This window comes from Afifella aestuarii (genome assembly GCF_004023665.1).
In the GTDB taxonomy this organism is placed as follows: Bacteria; Pseudomonadota; Alphaproteobacteria; order Rhizobiales; family Afifellaceae; genus Afifella; species Afifella aestuarii.
This window is the reverse complement of the sequence record NZ_SAUF01000001.1, coordinates 1672820-1689121: the sequence shown is the minus strand read 5'-3', so window position 1 is coordinate 1689121 and position 16302 is coordinate 1672820. Positions and strand designations below refer to the sequence as shown.

The following is a 16302-nucleotide window of genomic DNA, read 5'->3' as shown; positions in this document are numbered from 1 at the left end:
TTGTCTTCCGATGCCGCAGAACTTCTTCGCGAACCGCTTTTCCTCCGCCGCTCAAGCCGTTTAGAACGGAGACCGGCACTGCGTTCCGCGGTTTGCGAGGGAGACCTGTTTGCCCGCTCTCGATCGGTCGCTCATCCAGGATCTGCCGCTCTTTGCAGGGCTGCAGCCAGATGATCTCGACGTCATCCTCAAGACAGCTCGTTCCGCCCGCTATCCCCGCGAGGCGACGATCTTCGAGCAGGAGGCGGAGGCGCATTCCTTCCATCTTCTCCTGAACGGGCATGTGCGCGTGGTCCGCACCACACCCGGCGGCGACCAGGTGATCACCCGCTACATCAACGAAGGAGAGCTCTTCGGCATCGCGCCGGCGATTGGCCGCAAATCCTATCCGGCCAGCGCCGTGGCCGCCGTCGATTGCGTGGTGCTGACCTGGCCGACCCATCTCTGGGCCGATTTTGCGGCGCGTTTTCCGGCCTTCGCCGACAACGCCTCGCGCACGGTCGGCGCGCGCCTGCAGGAAACTCAGGCCCGCGTCGTGGAGATGGCCACCCAGCAGGTCGAGCAGCGCGTGGCGCAGGCGCTTCTGCGCCTCACCGAACAGGCCGGACGCCCGACCGAAGATGGGGTGGAAATCGATTTCCCGATCACCCGCCAGGACATTGCGGAGATGACCGGGACCACGCTTCACACGGTCAGCCGGCTCCTCAGCGCCTGGGAAGAGGCCGGTTTCGTCAAGAGCGGGCGCCAGAAGGTGGCGATCGTCGACCAGGAAGGTCTTCGGCAAATCGCCGAAAACCGCCGTCACAAATAGCCCGAAAGCAACAGCCTGAAAGACGGGGCGGCGATCTTCAACGGCGCCGCGCCCGCCCTTTTAACAAAACAGGCCTATGCCGCGAGTTCTTCGACCCGCGCGGTGATCGCCGCGAGTGCGGCTTCGGCCTGGCCGGCATCCGGACCACCGGCCTGCGCCATATCCGGGCGCCCGCCACCGCCTTTGCCGCCCAGGGCCTGAGATCCAAGCCGCACCAGGTCGATGGCGTTGAACTTGTCCGTCAGATCGCTGGTGACGCCGACGGCGAGACCCGCTTTGCCGTCGTTGACACCCACGATGGCGACGACGCCGGATCCGACGGCCTGCTTGCCCTCATCGACGATGCCGCGCAGATCCTTGAGCGCGACGCCTTCGACGAGGCGCGCCATCAGCTTGATTGAGCCGATTTCTCTGACGGGCTCCGCGCCCGCCTTGCCGCCGCCCATGGCCAGCTGCTTCTTCGCTTCCGCGAGCTCGCGTTCGAGCCGCCTGCGCTCTTCCATGAGACCGTCGACACGCTCGACAAGCTCTTCCGGGCGCACCTTGAGACGACCGGCGAGATCCTTCACGCGCCTGTCCTGCTCGGCGAGATAGCGGCGTGCCGCCTCGCCCGTCAGAGCCTCGACGCGGCGCACGCCCGCGGCAACCGCCCCCTCGTTCAACACCTTTACGAGGCCGATTTCGCCCGTCGCGCCGACATGCGTGCCGCCGCAGAGCTCCACCGAATAGGGTTTCGTCTCGCCGCCATTCTCGCCGATTTCGGTGCCCATGGAGACGACCCGCACCTCATCGCCGTATTTCTCGCCGAAGAGCGCCATGGCCCCCGCGGAAATCGCCGCTTCGCGATCCATCAGCCGCGTCGTCACCGGCGCATCCTGCAAGATGACGGCGTTGGCGCGGTCCTCGACGAGCCGCAGCTCCTCCTCGCTCATTGGCTTCGGATGCGAAAAATCGAACCGCAGCCGGTCAGGAGCCACGAGAGACCCCTTCTGAGCCACATGCGGACCGAGCGTGTCACGCAGCGCCTTGTGCAGAAGATGGGTCGCCGAGTGGTTGGCGCGGATCGTCGTGCGGCGCCTGCCTTCGATGATCATGCGGACATTGTCGCCGACGGAGAGCCTGCCCTCCTCCATCCGCCCGAAATGCACGAAAAGCCCGTCCGCCTTCTTCTGCGTATCCTCCACGCGGAAGACGCCGCCCGCCTCGCTGCGGATGACGCCGGTGTCGCCGACCTGGCCGCCCGATTCGCCATAAAACGGCGTCTGGTTGACCACCACCGCGCCCGCATCGCCGGCATCGAGCTCGGACACGCGCTCACCCTCCTTGACGAAACCAAGGGTGACGGCCTCCGCCGTTTCCGTGCCGTAGCCGAGGAATTCCGTGGCGCCATGCTCTTCCTTGAGCGCCATCCAGACTTCTTCCGTCGCAGCCTCGCCAGATCCGGCCCAGCTTGCGCGGGCCTCGGCGCGCTGGCGCTCCATCGCATCGTTGAAGCCGGCGAGATCGACGCTGATGCCGCGATTCTTGAGCGCATCCTGCGTCAGATCGAGCGGAAATCCATACGTGTCATAGAGCTTGAAGGCGGTCTCGCCGTCGAGCATGTCGCCTTTGTGAAGCGAGCCCGCCGCCTCATCGAGAAGGCTCAGCCCGCGCGACAGCGTACGCTGAAAACGGCTCTCTTCCAGACGGATCGTCTCGGTGATGAGAGCCTCGGCGCGCATCAGCTCCGGATAGGCGCCCCCCATCTCGCGCATGAGAGTCGGGACCAGCGAATAGATCACCGGCTCCTCGGCGCCGAGAAGATGCGCGTGCCGCATCGCCCGCCGCATGATGCGACGCAGCACGTAGCCCCGCCCATCGTTCGACGGCAGCACACCGTCGGCGATCAAAAAGCTCGTCGCCCGCAGATGATCGGCGATCACGCGGTGGCTCGCACGGTTCTCCAACGTCGCCTTGGCGCGCGTCGCACCTTCCACGGCCTCGATCAGATGCCGGAAAAGGTCGATATCGTAATTGTCGTGCACGCCCTGCAGAACGGCCGCGATCCGCTCGAGCCCCATGCCCGTATCGATCGACGGTCGCGGCAGGTCGTGGCGCTCTCCGCCCGCCACCTGTTCGAACTGCATGAAGACGAGGTTCCAGATTTCGATGAAGCGGTCGCCATCCTCGTCGGGCGAGCCCGGAGGCCCTCCGGGGATCTCGGCACCGTGATCGTAGAAAATCTCCGAACAGGGGCCGCAGGGTCCCGTCTCGCCCATCTGCCAGAAATTGTCCGAGGTCGCGATACGGATGACCTTTTCTTCAGGCAGACCCGCAATCTTGCGCCACAGCGAAAACGCCTCTTCGTCGTCGGCATAGACGGTGACGAGAAGCCGCTTCGGGTCGAGCCCGAATTCCTTGGTGACGAGGTTCCAGGCAAGCTCGATCGCGCGCTCCTTGAAATAATCCCCGAAGGAGAAATTCCCGAGCATCTCGAAAAAGGTGTGATGACGCGCCGTATACCCGACATTGTCGAGATCGTTGTGCTTGCCGCCCGCCCGCACGCATTTCTGCGAGGTGACTGCGCGCTGATACGGAGCCTTCGCCCGCCCCGTGAAAAAGTCCTTGAACGGGACCATGCCCGCATTGGTGAACATCAAGGTCGGGTCGTTGCGGGGCACGAGCGGGCCGGAAGCGACGATCTCGTGGTCGTGCTTGGAAAAATAGTCGAGGAACGCAGAGCGGATCTCGTTGACGCCGATCATCTGGCGAAACACCTGTGGTTGGACCTCATGGCCACCGAACATCTACGGCCGGCACCGAAGTAATGGAATTTCCGGGCTGTCGTCGGATCACCACTGTCATCGGATCACCGAAAGCCCGCAGGCGGTGGTTTTAGCGACGGGCCGGAGAACTGTCCACATGGCTCGACCCGGCGCCAAACGACACCGCAACACCGCAAGCTGTGCAACTCACGCGTCAGTCCGACAAGACGCCGCAAATGCCCGCTCTCGTCCGGTGAGAAGCCGACCAGCCGCAAACATCGGCGTCCATCGGCCGCGCCCGATCTCCGGTGACACTCCGAACGGCCCGGCCCTGCCGACCTCACCAGAAAAGCCCCACAGGCGAAAAGAAAAAGACCGAAGATGCAATAGCCCAAAAACCAGAAAGCCCGCCAGAAGCGGGCTTTCCCTATGAAGACATCTTGATGCAGAGATTCCGCTCACTCACCCCGCCAGCTCGCAGATGCCGGCGAAACCAAGAGGGCGAACGGCAGGCAAAACTCAGGCCTTGGCCGCCTTGCCGCCCTCATCCTCCTGGCGCGGACCATCCAGAAGCTCGTCTGCAATGAGACCGGCGTTCTCACGGATCGCCTTCTCAATGGCGTTGGCGACATCCTCGTTTTCACGCAGGAAGTTCTTCGCGTTTTCCCGTCCCTGACCGAGACGCTGGCTGTCGTAGGAGAACCAGGAACCGGACTTTTCGACGATACCGGCCTTCACGCCGAGATCGAGAAGCTCACCCGTATGGGAAATGCCTTCGCCATACATGATGTCGAACTCAACCTCCCGGAATGGCGGCGCGAGCTTGTTCTTCACCACCTTGACCCGGGTCTGGTTGCCAACGACCTCGTCGCGGTCCTTGATGGCACCGATCCGGCGAATATCGAGGCGGACGGAGGAATAGAACTTCAAGGCATTGCCACCCGTCGTCGTTTCCGGGCTGCCGAACATGACGCCGATCTTCATGCGGATCTGATTGATGAAGATGACCATCGTATGCGAGCGCGAAATCGAGGCCGTCAGCTTTCTGAGCGCCTGGCTCATCAGCCGCGCCTGCATGCCGGGCAACGAATCGCCCATCTCGCCTTCAAGCTCGGCGCGCGGCGTAAGGGCCGCGACCGAATCGACGACAAGCACGTCAATGGCGCCCGACCGCACCAGCGTATCGGCAATTTCGAGTGCCTGCTCGCCGGCATCCGGCTGCGAAATCAGGAGATCATCGAGTTTGACGCCGAGTTTGCGCGCATAAATCGGGTCGAGCGCGTGCTCGGCATCGATAAAGCCGCAGATACCGCCCTTCTTCTGCGCCTGCGCCACGGTGTGCAGCGCCAGCGTCGTCTTACCCGAGGATTCCGGCCCGTAGATCTCGACCACACGCCCGCGCGGCAGACCGCCGACACCGAGCGCGATATCAAGTCCGAGCGAACCGGTCGGGATCGTCGCAACCTCGACGACCTGCCCCTCCTGGCCGAGCCGCATGATCGACCCCTTGCCGAAGGAGCGCTCGATCTGGCTGAGAGCAGCGTCCAGAGCCTTGGTTCGATCCATGGATTCTTTGCCTCCTTCGACTACGCGCAACGGATTCGCCATCGGACTATCCTCTAAAGTTCAGCGGATGACCACCCGCTCCTCAGAGAATTTCGTACTCTATTTGTTCTATAGCGTCAACACCGCCCGATCCCCTCTCGGCGGGCCAAAAGAGGCGCGCCGGAAAGCCTACTTTCCCGGCGCTGCGGCACCTACGGGCTCGAAGACGTCGCTGTCTGGACGCCGCACCATCAAAAGGCCGGTCGCCACCGCGAAATAGGCCGCATGGAGTTGGAGCGAGCCCTCTTCCACGCGCCTTTTCACGAACGGAAACGTCATCAAATTGTCGAGTGTCTTCACCGCCGATACCTGCTCGAGCCGCTGCAGGTAGTCGTCGAGCGGCGCCGCATCGCGCGGGCCGAGCTCTTCGGCGGCAGGTGCGATCAAAGACATCCACTTGCCGATGAAGTCGCCGGGGGAAAGCGGTCCCACCTCATCGTCGGCGAAAGCCCGGATGCCGCCGCATCTGGCATGTCCGAGAACGACGATGTGCTTCACCTTCAAAGCCTCGACGGCGAATTCGATCGCCGAGGAAACACCGTGCTGCGAAGCCGACGGAGAGTAAGGCGGCACGAGATTGGCCACATTGCGGACCACAAAAAGTTCGCCGGGCCGGGCATCGAAGATGACTTCCGGCGAAACCCGCGAATCGCAGCAGCCGATGACCATGATCTCCGGGCTCTGCCCGACCTCTGCGAGCTCGGCATATTGATGCTGCTCGATGGGCAGCCGGCCATCGCGGAACGATTGATAGCCCTGAAGGAGACGCTCGGGAAAACGCATGTGACACACCTCTCGGCCGGCGGATTCGCCGAAAACATATGAACAGGCAAGGGAGAACGTCAGCTCAGCCTATCCGCCCCCCATCCAATCGAACGACCTCCGCCCGGCACCTTTCCGACCGCTAAGGCTGCAGGACACGCTTCACCGTGATCGCCAGATCCTTGAGCGAGAACGGCTTCGGCAGGAAGTGGAAGTCCTCGTTCTCGGGCAGATGCCGTGCGAAAGCGTCCTCGGCATATCCGGAGACGAAGATGATCTTCAAGTTGGGATTGGTCTTGCGCAACTCTTTCAGAAGCGTCGGCCCGTCCATCTCCGGCATGACGACGTCGGACACGACGAGATCGATGGCACCGTCCATGTCCTTCATGATGCGAAGCGCTTCCGGTCCCGACGCGGCCTCGTGCACCTCGTAGCCGCGCGCGGCGAGCGCGCGAGAGGCGAAGGCGCGCACCGCCTCTTCGTCTTCGACGAGAAGGATCGTGGCGCTGCCGGTGAGATCGGTCGGCTCGGACTTGGGCGAGGCCACCTCCTCCTCCGCTTCCCGCTCCGCCACATAGCGCGGGAGAAGCAGCGAGAAGGTCGTGCCTTTTCCAAGCTCGCTGTCGACGAAGATGAAGCCGTCCGTCTGCTTGATGATGCCGTAGACCGTGGAAAGGCCGAGGCCGGTTCCCTTGCCGATCTCCTTCGTCGAAAAGAACGGTTCGAAGATCTTTTCCATCACCTCCGGCGTCATGCCGGTGCCGGTGTCGGTGATCTCGATCAGCACATAATCGGCGGGCCGGAATCCGTCCTGGCGGAAGCGATGGCTCTCGGCCTCCTCCAGATTGCTGGCGCGGATCGTAAGCATGCCGCCGTTCGGCATGGCGTCGCGCGCATTGACGGCGAGATTGACCACCACCTGTTCCAGCTGGTTGAGGTCCGCCTTGACGGGCCACAGCCCGCTCTTGTGATCCGTCTTGAGCTCGACGGTCTCCCCGAGGAGGCGATCCAGCAGCACGGTGAGATCCGACAACACTTCTTCGAGGCGAATGACGCGCGGCTGCAGCGTCTGCCGGCGGGAGAACGCCAAGAGCTGCCGCACCAGACCCGCGGCACGATTGGCGTTCTGCTTGATATTCATAATGTCTTCGAACGCCGGATCGGATGGCCGGTGGTTCGATAGTAAGAGGTCGGAAAAGCCGATGATGGCGGTCAGCACATTGTTGAAGTCATGCGCGATGCCACCGGCGAGCTGTCCGACCGCCTGCATCTTCTGGCTCTGCGCGAACTGCGCCTCGAGCGCCCTCTGCTCGGTCGTCTCAAGCGCATAAACGATCGCCGCGTCCTCGCCGGGCTCGCCTTCGACGATCGGGCTGACGAAGAAGCGCGCGCTTCTTTCCTCGTCGCTCTCAAACTGCGCGTCGACCGGAGAAATATCGCTCTGCCCGTTGATCGCCGCATGCAGGGCGGCCTTGAGCGCAGGGCGGTCGGCGGCCTTCACCACGCTCGTCAGCTCGATGCGGGCGGGTCCGCTCTTGCGGAAGAGTTTCAGGAACCGCGCATTCGAAAGATTGATCGCCCCGCTATGGTCGACGGAGGCGATCGCCATCGGCGTGTTGTTGAAGAAGCGCGTGAACCGCCGTTCTGCCGCAAGCCCGGCATCCCCGTCGGCAAGCCCAACTTCCAAAACAAGCGTGCGAGAGGCGCCCACTGTGCCATCGGCCGAAACCGGCACGCGGTGCAGCAGACGCACGGGTTTGCGTGTCCCGTTCGCCCGCACGAGATCGATTTCGAGCCGCTCCGTCGCGGTTTCGCCGCGCTGACCCGAAGCCTCCAGAACCGACAGGCTCTCGGCCGTGACGAAATCGCCGATCTCTGCCGCCCCCGGCTCGAAATCCGCAAGATCGATGCCGAGCCACTCCGCCAAGGTGGCATTGACATATCGGATGCGGCCGTCCGGCTGCATGGAGAAGAAACCTGCAGGAGCGTGATCGAGATAATCGATCGCGTTCTGCAGTTCCTGAAAAATGTTCTCTTGATGCTCCCGCTCGCGCGTGATGTCGGAGATGAGCCACAAAGCGAGCTCAGGGCGCCCAGCAATCGGGTTCACCTTGACCCGGTACCAGCGCGCCGAACCGGACTGACCGCCGATCCCACCCGGCATGCGGATCTCTTCCATCGCCCGACGGCCTTTTTCGGCGGCTCCGGAAAGGCGATAGATCGCCTCCGAAGCATCGGGGCTTTCCGCGAAAAGCCGCTCGATGGAGCGCAAATCGTCGCTCTCCTCACCATAGAGGCGATAATAGGCACGGTTGGCCTTGATGGCGCCCGCAGCGCTGTCGGCGATCAGGGCACCCTCGCCGATCGCCTCGAAGAGCTGTTCGGGAAGACCCGGCACGCGCGTGTCGGCGACCCGGGAGCGCACGAAGCGGATGAGGCCCCCGGCCGCCATGAATAGGCACATGACGCCAACGGTTGAAAGAATACCGAGGCACACGAGCACAACGGTATCGGTCCATTCCGGCGGGACGAAGAGGTAAGAGCCTGCCACGACGAGAAGTCCGAGCGACAAGAGGAAAATACGAATCATGCTGTCGCGCCGCTCTCCGGCTTCTGCAGCCTCGGTGCTCTGCCTGTCTGCCATGGGATCGCTGGTTACGGCCATTAAGTGAGATTAGCCGATTCGGCGAACCACGCCGCAGGCCTTTGCGTGACTTGTGACAGCCTTGACGAGAGCTCGCAACTGACTCGCAAGGCACAGCTTCGTTTGAAAAGCCTTAATATCCGGGCTATCGTGCCATATCGACCGCGTGGGTTGAGTGTAGCGTAAGTCAAGGAGGCGTCCATGCGCGGTTTAACCGATCTTTCAACAGGGGCATTTGCGGGCCCCATTCTCCTCGCCATAGCCGTCCTTCTCGTCATCCTGGGACTTGTCGTCTGGATCACCCGGCGCGGCATCGTTCCGGGGCGCGGCGCCGGTGCGCAGCGGGTTTCCCGGCTGCAGGTCATGGAAACCCATGCCATCGACCAGAAGCGCCGCCTGCTGCTGATCCGGCGCGATCAGGTCGAACATCTCGTGATGATTGGCGGCCCGGCGGACATCGTCGTCGAATCGCAGATCGTGCGCGGCCGGCCGACGGCTCAGCCGACACCCCGACGGCCAGGCGGCCCTTCGGTTGCTCCGCAGATGCCAGACTACCAAGCGCCGCATCGCGCGCCCGCACCGAACAGTGGCGAGTATCCCCCCACATCGAGTGCACCGCAGCCGATGGGACAGACCCCTGTTTCCCCGGCCGAACCCCGCGCCCCCTCGCCCGCCCTCCGACGAGCCTCAGGAGATGGGCCCGGATATGGCCCCGGGCACGGTGTTGCGCAGGCAGCACCGCTTGCGCCGAACCTTTCGAGGCCACGCCCAGAGGCGGCGGAGGTTTTGGAATCTGAGGCGGAACCGGTTCGCACGAGGCGCGCAGTGCCTGAGGCCTATCGCTTCGGAATGGACGAGGACGACAGCCCGGCTCCCTCCTCGGCAGAGCTTTCAAGCAGGACCGCGGACGCCAGGACAGAGCCGCGTCATGACGCGTCCGACGCGAACGACCGCGAGCTAAGGAATCCGCCGGCGCAAAGCCTGTCGGCAGACGCCGCGAAAGAGGAAAACAAGGCCGCACACGAGACGCCCTTCGGGGACATGCCGCCAGCCCTCAGAGCGCGGATGCTGTCGGGTCTCTTCAGTCCCGCCCCGAAACCGGGACAGCAGGTGCCGGACGAGACGCCGGCCAGTCAGGCGCTCTCCAACACCCTTCCTTTTGCAAAGCGGCCCGCTCCTCAGCAGGACAAAGGGCCCGCCAGCAGAGCACCTGTGCCTCAGGAAGCGGCCGACCCGAAACCGGAGCTGGTCGCCGCGCCTCAGGAAACTGCTGCGATCGAAAAAGCGACCGTCAGCTTCTTCCAGAACATCCGCCGGGTTTCAAAGGAAGCAACCGAGGAGGTCGCGCCGGCCAAGCCCGAGACTTCCGAGCCCGAGACTGCCGAACCCGAGACTTCCAAGCCCGATACCCGCTCGCTTGAAGAGGAAATCGGCGAGGCTTTCGGCGAGATCGCGGCCCAGCGCAGCGACACGGCCGATGCGAGGCCGGGTGGAGCGGACCGCTCCGCGCTCAACGTTCCCCCTGCTCTCAACGAGGATAAGGGAGAGGCACAAACGACCACCGCTCAGGTGACCTGGCCGACGATTTCCATGGCCGGAGAAAAAAGGTCGGACACTCCTGTCGGACTGACCGAGGCCCAGAGCCCGGGAGATGCTCAAAGCCCGAGAGATGAACGTCCGCAGCCAACGACGATTGCAGACATCGCAAGTCAGCTGGAAAGCGCGCTCTCCCAACATGTGACGCCCCGCACGCACACGAGCGAACAGGTGACGGCGGGTGCGCAACCGGAAGGCCCGGACGTTTCACCAGCAAAACCTGAGACTGTTTCGGAGGCCGAAAGCGGCGGCGACGAAATCTCGGTGATGGCAAAAGTGCCGGAAATCCACCGAGACGACGCTCATGGGGTCGAAGAACGGCTCGCACCGGAAGCGCCTGCGATCGCTCCAGCTCCCCTCTCTTCGGAGACGGGAGAGAGCCAGGATCAGGCAAACGACGAGGAGCAGCGGGAGCGTCGCTCGACCGCCAATCTTGAAAACGACGAATCGGCGAGCGTCGTTGCCTTCGAGCCGAAGCGCAAATGGGCGTCGGAGCAGGAACAGCTCGAAGACGAGATGGCGCGCCTTTTGGGCGAGCTGACGGGCGATCTGAAGAACCGTTGAGCCCTGGGCGCCCGCAAAGGTGCCCGCGCTGTCGCTCAATCCAAAACGTAAACACCCGGCTGATCGCTCAGCCGGGTGTTTGATTCTCAAGCCTTCGAAGGAAAATTCATCTCCGCCCAGACCTCAGTCGTCGCGGTAGACTCTTTCCCGACGCTCATGGCGTTCCTGCGCTTCGACCGACAAAGTGGCGATCGGTCGGGCGTCGAGCCGCTTCAGGCTGATCGGTTCGCCGGTTTCTTCGCAAAATCCGTAACTGCCATCCTCAATTCGCCGCAACGCAGCATCGATCTTGGCGATCAACTTGCGTTGCCGGTCGCGGGCACGAAGCTCGATCGAGCGGTCCGTCTCCGACGACGCCCGATCCGCAAGATCGGGATGATTCTGGTTTTCCTGCTGCAAAGCCTGCAGAGTCTCCCGGCTTTCGGCCAGAATCTCCTCTTTCCAAGCCTGCAGCTTCTTACGGAAATATTCGCGCTGGCGCTCGTTCATGAACGGCTCATCTTCACTTGGCGAATAGATTTTCTCTGCCTCCAACACCATCGGTCTTCCCCGCAGTGCCGCGTCTGCCCTTGGCGTGCCCTATACGGTCAAGACCACTGGCGCGCAAGCGTTCGAATATGAACCTTTGATATGACGTAGGGTCAAAGGCCATGGCTAACCTCACGTTAACCGTGTCATCGGCATTCTCCCTTTATGAACAATCAGGCGAACTCTTCTGCGGCTCATTTGCACGCCATGGCTGTAGCCGAAGCGATGGTCACGGATGCGATCGCGCAGCAGCGCTCGGCCTTGCAAGCCGGAAGAAAGCTCGCGGCCAAGGCCTACGGCACGGCCCTCAATGAGGCGGCGCGAACCTATATCGCCACCCTTCACGCCGTACGGCGCAAGGTGACGAGCGAGGCCGAAGTCGAGCGCCTCGAAGCGCAACGCCGGGCTTTCGCAAACCTCCTGCGCGTCGAGCTCGCGGCTCTCGCCACGGCCCGCCTGAGTTCGGAGGCCGGCCTCGTCTTCAAGCAGCCGTCTGCCGGGAAAAAGAGCCTCCCGCCCCAGTCCGAAAGGCTGGCGCGCACCCAACCGCCAAAGATCCCCGGTCAGCACGCCCGCGCCGCCTGACATTCTCACAATTTGCCCCGGGATTCCTGCCAGCGGTCCATCAGGCGCAGCTGCCAATAGACCAACTGAGTCGCGGCCTGCCCGAAGATGTTGCGGCCGCCGACGAGACGGTCGATCCAGGCCGGGAGGAACGGCTCAAACGCCCGCCAGCTCTCGTCGCCTGAGGCAATCGCCGCAGCAATGAGGTTGCCGCCCGTGGCGGTCGCCCCCATGCCATGGCCGCCGAATGCCGTCACGCCCCACAGCCCGGCATCGCGGGCACCTGCCAGGAGCCCGATGACCGGCATTTTGTTGCGCTGATAGCCCATGAGGCCACCCCAGGCGTATTCGATGCGGAAGGCGCCGAGCTGGGGATAAATCGACAAGATGTCCCGTGTCAGCATCCAAGCGAGCTCTTTCGGCTCGCTGCGCGCCGTGGTGATGCGTCCGCCCCACAAGAGACGGCGATCGTCGCCTGAGCCGACGATTCGGTAATAGTCGCTCGACCGGCGCGTATCGCCGATGCAGCCGGAAAAATGGATCGCCTTGTCGAGGCGGTCGCCCAGAGGTTCGCTGGTGACGACATAGGTCGAGACCGGCAGGACGGCGTGTTCGAGCGGCGGATAGAGGCCGACCTGCGTCGCATTGCCGGCAAGCACGACATGTCGCGCACGAAGCGCCCCCTTGGGCGTGGTGACGCGCCAGCCTCCGCTCTCGCGCGACAGGCCGGTCGCCGGGCTCGCCTCGTAGATTCTGGCCCCGCTGTCGGCTGCGGCGACAGAAAGCGCGCGGCTGTAGGCGAGCGGGTCGAGATGAAACGGTTCCGGATCGTGAAGCGCTCCGAAATAACGGTCGGTCTGAAGCGTCTCGCGCACCGCTTCGCGCGGCCACACCTGGTAATGAACGCCATAATCACGCGCCATCCGTTCCGCGCGCTCTTTCAGCGCGTCTTCAGCCGGATAGCGCACGCATTTGAGCCAGCCGCGACCACCCACGAGATGCTGCAGCCCGAACTCGTCGAGGCGTTCCGCCACGAACTGCGTGCCCGCCCGCCCCATATTGAACAGCGCTCTGGCTTTCGGAAGACCGAGCTTGGCTTCCACGGCGAAGATCGACTGGGCATAGCCTGGCGAGACGAAGCCGCCATTGCGGCCGGAGGCACCCCAGCCGACCCGGTTCGCCTCCAGAAGAGCAACGCTCTTGCCCATACGCGCAAGGCAAAACGCCGTGGTGATGCCCGCAAGACCGCCGCCGACGACCACGGTCTCGACGTCCTCTTCTCCTTCCAGGACCGGGAAGACCGGACCTTCTTCCTTGCTGGCGTACCAGCTCTCAGCATGCGGTTGGGCACCGATCGTCATCATCTCACCTCACCTGCCGCTGGCGCCATCGGCCTGGATTGCCTCTTTGCGCGGCAGCCAGCAGCGTTGCGTCCTTTTAAGGCAGCTCCTACTGCCGCAACCCCCTGCCTGGCAAATCGAAAGCTTGCGGCGAATGCGCTGGAGGCGGCCGATGGAGCGTTTGCTCCACCAGCTCTGGAAGCCGATCCTCTTCGGCCCCAGATAAACCGCAGCCACAGAACACGTTTCGTTCGCGTCGCACGGGCCCCTCGGCCGGAATATGCGGCACCGTCTATTTTGCGACAAAGGGGAAGCCGCATGGCGCGAGCTCTACGCGAAAGCATCGACCGCCTCGAACTCACCACCAAGGTCACCCTCGCCGTCCTGGCGCTGGCCTCAGGCGTCTACACCTATCTGGGCGTGCGCGGGCTCCTGGACGGCTCCGCCTCGATCGTCTTCTTCGGGGCGATCATCTATTCGGCGGCGGTCTCCGTCGGCATCTATGCCTTCTGGACCTATCTCATGCGCTTCCTGCCTCTCATGCGAGAACGCGGCGGGCGGCGGGCTTTATGGGCGGCAATGGGCATCGGCTCGATCATGATCGTCGCCATGTCGTCCTGGCTGAACGCAGCGGCCCTCGCAGGTTCTGCGGCGCTGGAACAGCACCTCGCGAACACGGTGGAGGATTACACGCAGGATCTCGACGCAGCGCACAACAATGCGCTCGCGGCTCAATCGCTTCTGCCCGACATCCAGATGGCCGCCGAAAGGTTCTCGCGCCTTGCCGATGAAGAGCGTTCATCCGGCGCGCTCACCGGCACCTCAGGGTCAGGAACGGTGGTGCAGCTCCTCAACCAGATGTCGCAGCAACTGCGCGGTCTTGCCGATGAGGTGGCGGCGTCGCGCGAACGCGTCAAAAGCCTGTTCGATCAGGGCAGCGAGCACCTCGCCTCAATGCGCCGCCTTGTCTCGGCCTCCGGACCGATCGATCCGCGGGCGAACTCCTTCGCCGAAGAGGCGGTGTCGCTGGCCGGCGTCATCGCATCTTTGCAGCAGACCTCGGTCGCCCCCGCCGTGAAACGGGCTGCAGAGGATCTGTCGCTGTCTTTCATCGCCCCCGTGGCCGACGGCGATGATGCGGACCTTCGCCAGCGCCAGACGGCGGTCGTCGGCAATGTGGCACAGGCCGTACAGGCGCAATCGGCGGCGCTCGCCACGGCGGCCGACAACATCCTCTCCGAGCCGCCCGTCCAGCCGAAGCGTTTCGTGCCTTTATCGACGCCTGAAGCGGTCCTGCTTTACGCGAGCGACTTCCTGCCCTCCTGGGCGGGCGCGATCTCCATCGACCTTCTGCCGGCCGTCCTCGTTCTGATGCTGGTCGCGGTACATGGCGCAATCCGCCATCACGAAGATCCCGACGTCGACGAACACGCCATGACGGCCGGAGACATGCTCGTGGCCATGCGGCTTTACGAGCGCATGCGTGCCGCCGACCCCGCCCGAGCGGCCGAGCCGGCCGTTTTGGCACCGGCGGAAGCGACCGCCTCAGCCGCCCGCGACCCCGAGACGACGGAGCCACGCAACATCACCACTTTGACACCGAAAGGCGGAGCACCCTCGCAGCACGGCGGCCACGGCAATGTCAGCTCCTGAGCCCTCGAACGCCGGGGAAGCCGTGGCGCCCGAGACCGGTTTTACAGAACGCCTCCGGCAATTGCCGGAAGGCACGATCCTCAAAGGCGTTTTCTTCGGCCTCGTGGCACTTTCCGTGGCAATGGTCGGCTTCGATCTGAAATCTATCGTCGACGAACGTCGTGCCGATCCTTTCGTCAATCCGGCGAGAGAGCCGGTCACCATGCCGCGGCCCGCCCCCGGCGATCAGGTCCGCCCCTATCTGCCTCAGACGCGGCCGGTCTCCCCCGATCGCGACGGCGCACCAAGGCGGCAACCTCCCCGCAGTTTCGAGGAGGCCGAACCGGTTCGCTTCCGCGCACTCAATGACGAGACGATCTCCATGGAAGGCACGATCGTTCCCGGCAGTGCCGGAGAATTCGAGCGCTTCCTCCAGGACAATGAGTTCGCCGCAGGGACAGAGGTCTTGCTTCACTCGCCGGGCGGGTCGGTCGCCGACGCCATGTCGATGGCCCGCCAGATCCGCGAGCATGAATTCAACACCCGGATCGCAGCAGAGGGGTATTGCGCCTCCTCCTGCCCCCTCGTTTTCGCGTCAGGCGTTGAACGCCATGCCGGCAAGAAGGCCTGGATCGGCGTTCATCAGATCTACGCGATGAAGGGCGCAGATGCGCTCGGTTCACTCTCTGATGGCTTCGATCAGGCACAGCGGGTTTCCGCCGAAGCCCAAGCCCTCTTGATCGATTTCGGCGTCGACCCGCGCGTCTGGATCCACGCCATGGAAACGCCGAAGAACCAGCTCTATCTCTTCACTCTGGAAGAGCTCGCCGACTACCATCTCGTCACGGATGCGCCAGATACGGACGCAAGCGAAACTGCGGCTGCGCGACAATAGACGCCGCATCATGAACGAGGTGAAGCTTGCCCCTGCCTCCGCGTTTCGTCTAAGTCGCAATGATGCCGAAATTGCTCCTCCTACGTCACGCCAAATCGGATTGGCATTCCGGCGCCCGCACGGACTTCGAGCGCCCGCTCAATGCGCGTGGCCGCGAAGCCGCCGAGGCGATGGGCGCCTTTATGGCTGCGGAGGGTTTGGCGCCTGATCTGGTGCTTTGCTCACCGTCCAAGCGCACCCGCGAAACGCTCGAACTCGTCGCCAAAAGCCTGCAGCTTCCGGAAGACGTGCGTTTTCCAGAAATGCTCTATGAAGAGAACGGTGGCGACTATCAGACGGTGCTCCGAGACGAGGCGGGCAAGGCCGAGTGCTGTCTCCTCGTCGGACACAACCCGATGACGTATGAAGCGGCCTTGAGCCTTTCAGGAGATGGGGCCTCACACGACATGGCGCGTCTTGCGGTAAAATATCCGAGCGGCACGCTCTCGATCCTGGAATTCGACGCGCCCTGGGCGGAGCTGAAGACGGGCTCAGGACGCCTGACGGGATATGTCCGGCCAGCCGATCTGACGTCGTGACGGCACGCTTTGCACCAGCGACCGCCTCTGCCCATATAA

Annotated in this window: 13 protein-coding genes; 6 read left to right on the top strand and 7 right to left on the bottom strand. The window is 63.6% G+C overall.

The annotated features are described in order from the left end of the window. Window positions 1-109 precede the first annotated feature (109 nt). The gene (locus EO094_RS07885) at window positions 110-811 is read left to right on the top strand and encodes a Crp/Fnr family transcriptional regulator (protein ID WP_128291661.1); all 702 of its coding nucleotides are present in this window, start codon (window positions 110-112) and stop codon (window positions 809-811) included. A 74-nt stretch (window positions 812-885) separates the two neighbouring features. Here EO094_RS07885 and alaS read toward each other — a convergent pair whose 3' ends face one another. The 5 genes from alaS to EO094_RS18690 all read right to left on the bottom strand — a co-directional run bounded on the left by alaS (window position 886) and on the right by EO094_RS18690 (window position 8995). Next, window positions 886-3555, bottom strand: a complete 2670-nt coding sequence (gene alaS / locus EO094_RS07880; protein WP_128291873.1) for an alanine--tRNA ligase — start codon at window positions 3553-3555, stop codon at window positions 886-888. A gap of 519 nt (window positions 3556-4074) precedes the next feature. Beyond that, window positions 4075-5163, bottom strand: a complete 1089-nt coding sequence (gene recA, locus EO094_RS07875) for a recombinase RecA (RefSeq protein WP_128291660.1) — start codon at window positions 5161-5163, stop codon at window positions 4075-4077. A gap of 126 nt (window positions 5164-5289) precedes the next feature. Continuing rightward, window positions 5290-5943, bottom strand: a complete 654-nt coding sequence (locus EO094_RS07870) for a carbonic anhydrase (protein ID WP_128291659.1) — start codon at window positions 5941-5943, stop codon at window positions 5290-5292. A gap of 121 nt (window positions 5944-6064) precedes the next feature. After that, entirely contained in the window at window positions 6065-8587 is a 2523-nt protein-coding gene (gene cckA, locus EO094_RS07865) for a cell cycle histidine kinase CckA (protein ID WP_425455852.1), read from the bottom strand. Window positions 8588-8788: 201 nt separating this feature from the next. Continuing rightward, window positions 8789-8995 carry a hypothetical protein gene (locus EO094_RS18690; RefSeq protein WP_246008391.1) on the bottom strand — a complete coding sequence of 69 codons (207 nt, stop codon included), beginning with the start codon at window positions 8993-8995 and terminating at the stop codon, window positions 8789-8791. A gap of 396 nt (window positions 8996-9391) precedes the next feature. Here EO094_RS18690 and EO094_RS07860 point away from each other — a divergent pair, with 396 nt between their 5' ends. Further along, window positions 9392-10726, top strand: coding sequence for a hypothetical protein (locus EO094_RS07860; RefSeq protein ID WP_246008390.1), 1335 nt, complete (start codon window positions 9392-9394; stop codon window positions 10724-10726). A gap of 123 nt (window positions 10727-10849) precedes the next feature. On the opposite strand, the gene dksA is transcribed toward EO094_RS07860, so the two are convergent. Next, window positions 10850-11266 (bottom strand): RNA polymerase-binding protein DksA, encoded by a 417-nt coding sequence (gene dksA / locus EO094_RS07855; RefSeq protein ID WP_092811269.1) that lies wholly within the window; start codon window positions 11264-11266, stop codon window positions 10850-10852. 195 nt (window positions 11267-11461) lie between these two features. Between dksA and EO094_RS07850 the strand changes: the two genes are divergently transcribed. Further along, window positions 11462-11839 carry a hypothetical protein gene (locus tag EO094_RS07850; protein WP_128291656.1) on the top strand — a complete coding sequence of 126 codons (378 nt, stop codon included), beginning with the start codon at window positions 11462-11464 and terminating at the stop codon, window positions 11837-11839. Between the two features lie 5 nt (window positions 11840-11844). Here the strand turns inward: EO094_RS07850 and EO094_RS07845 are convergent, their stop codons facing one another. Further along, on the bottom strand, window positions 11845-13182 hold the full coding sequence (locus EO094_RS07845; protein ID WP_128291655.1) for an NAD(P)/FAD-dependent oxidoreductase: 1338 nt from the start codon (window positions 13180-13182) through the stop codon (window positions 11845-11847). Window positions 13183-13476: 294 nt separating this feature from the next. Between EO094_RS07845 and EO094_RS07840 the strand changes: the two genes are divergently transcribed. Genes EO094_RS07840 through EO094_RS07830 form a run of 3 tightly spaced genes read left to right on the top strand, consistent with a single transcriptional unit; the run spans window position 13477 to window position 16263 of the window. Further along, the gene (locus EO094_RS07840) at window positions 13477-14811 is read left to right on the top strand and encodes a hypothetical protein (RefSeq protein WP_128291654.1); all 1335 of its coding nucleotides are present in this window, start codon (window positions 13477-13479) and stop codon (window positions 14809-14811) included. Further along, entirely contained in the window at window positions 14798-15685 is an 888-nt protein-coding gene (locus tag EO094_RS07835) for a COG3904 family protein (RefSeq protein ID WP_128291653.1), read from the top strand. The genes EO094_RS07840 and EO094_RS07835 overlap by 14 nt, the downstream gene beginning before the upstream one ends. 59 nt (window positions 15686-15744) lie before the next feature. Then, complete coding sequence (locus EO094_RS07830; RefSeq protein WP_128291652.1) at window positions 15745-16263, top strand: SixA phosphatase family protein; 519 nt, start codon at window positions 15745-15747, stop codon at window positions 16261-16263. Window positions 16264-16302: the final 39 nt, after the last annotated feature.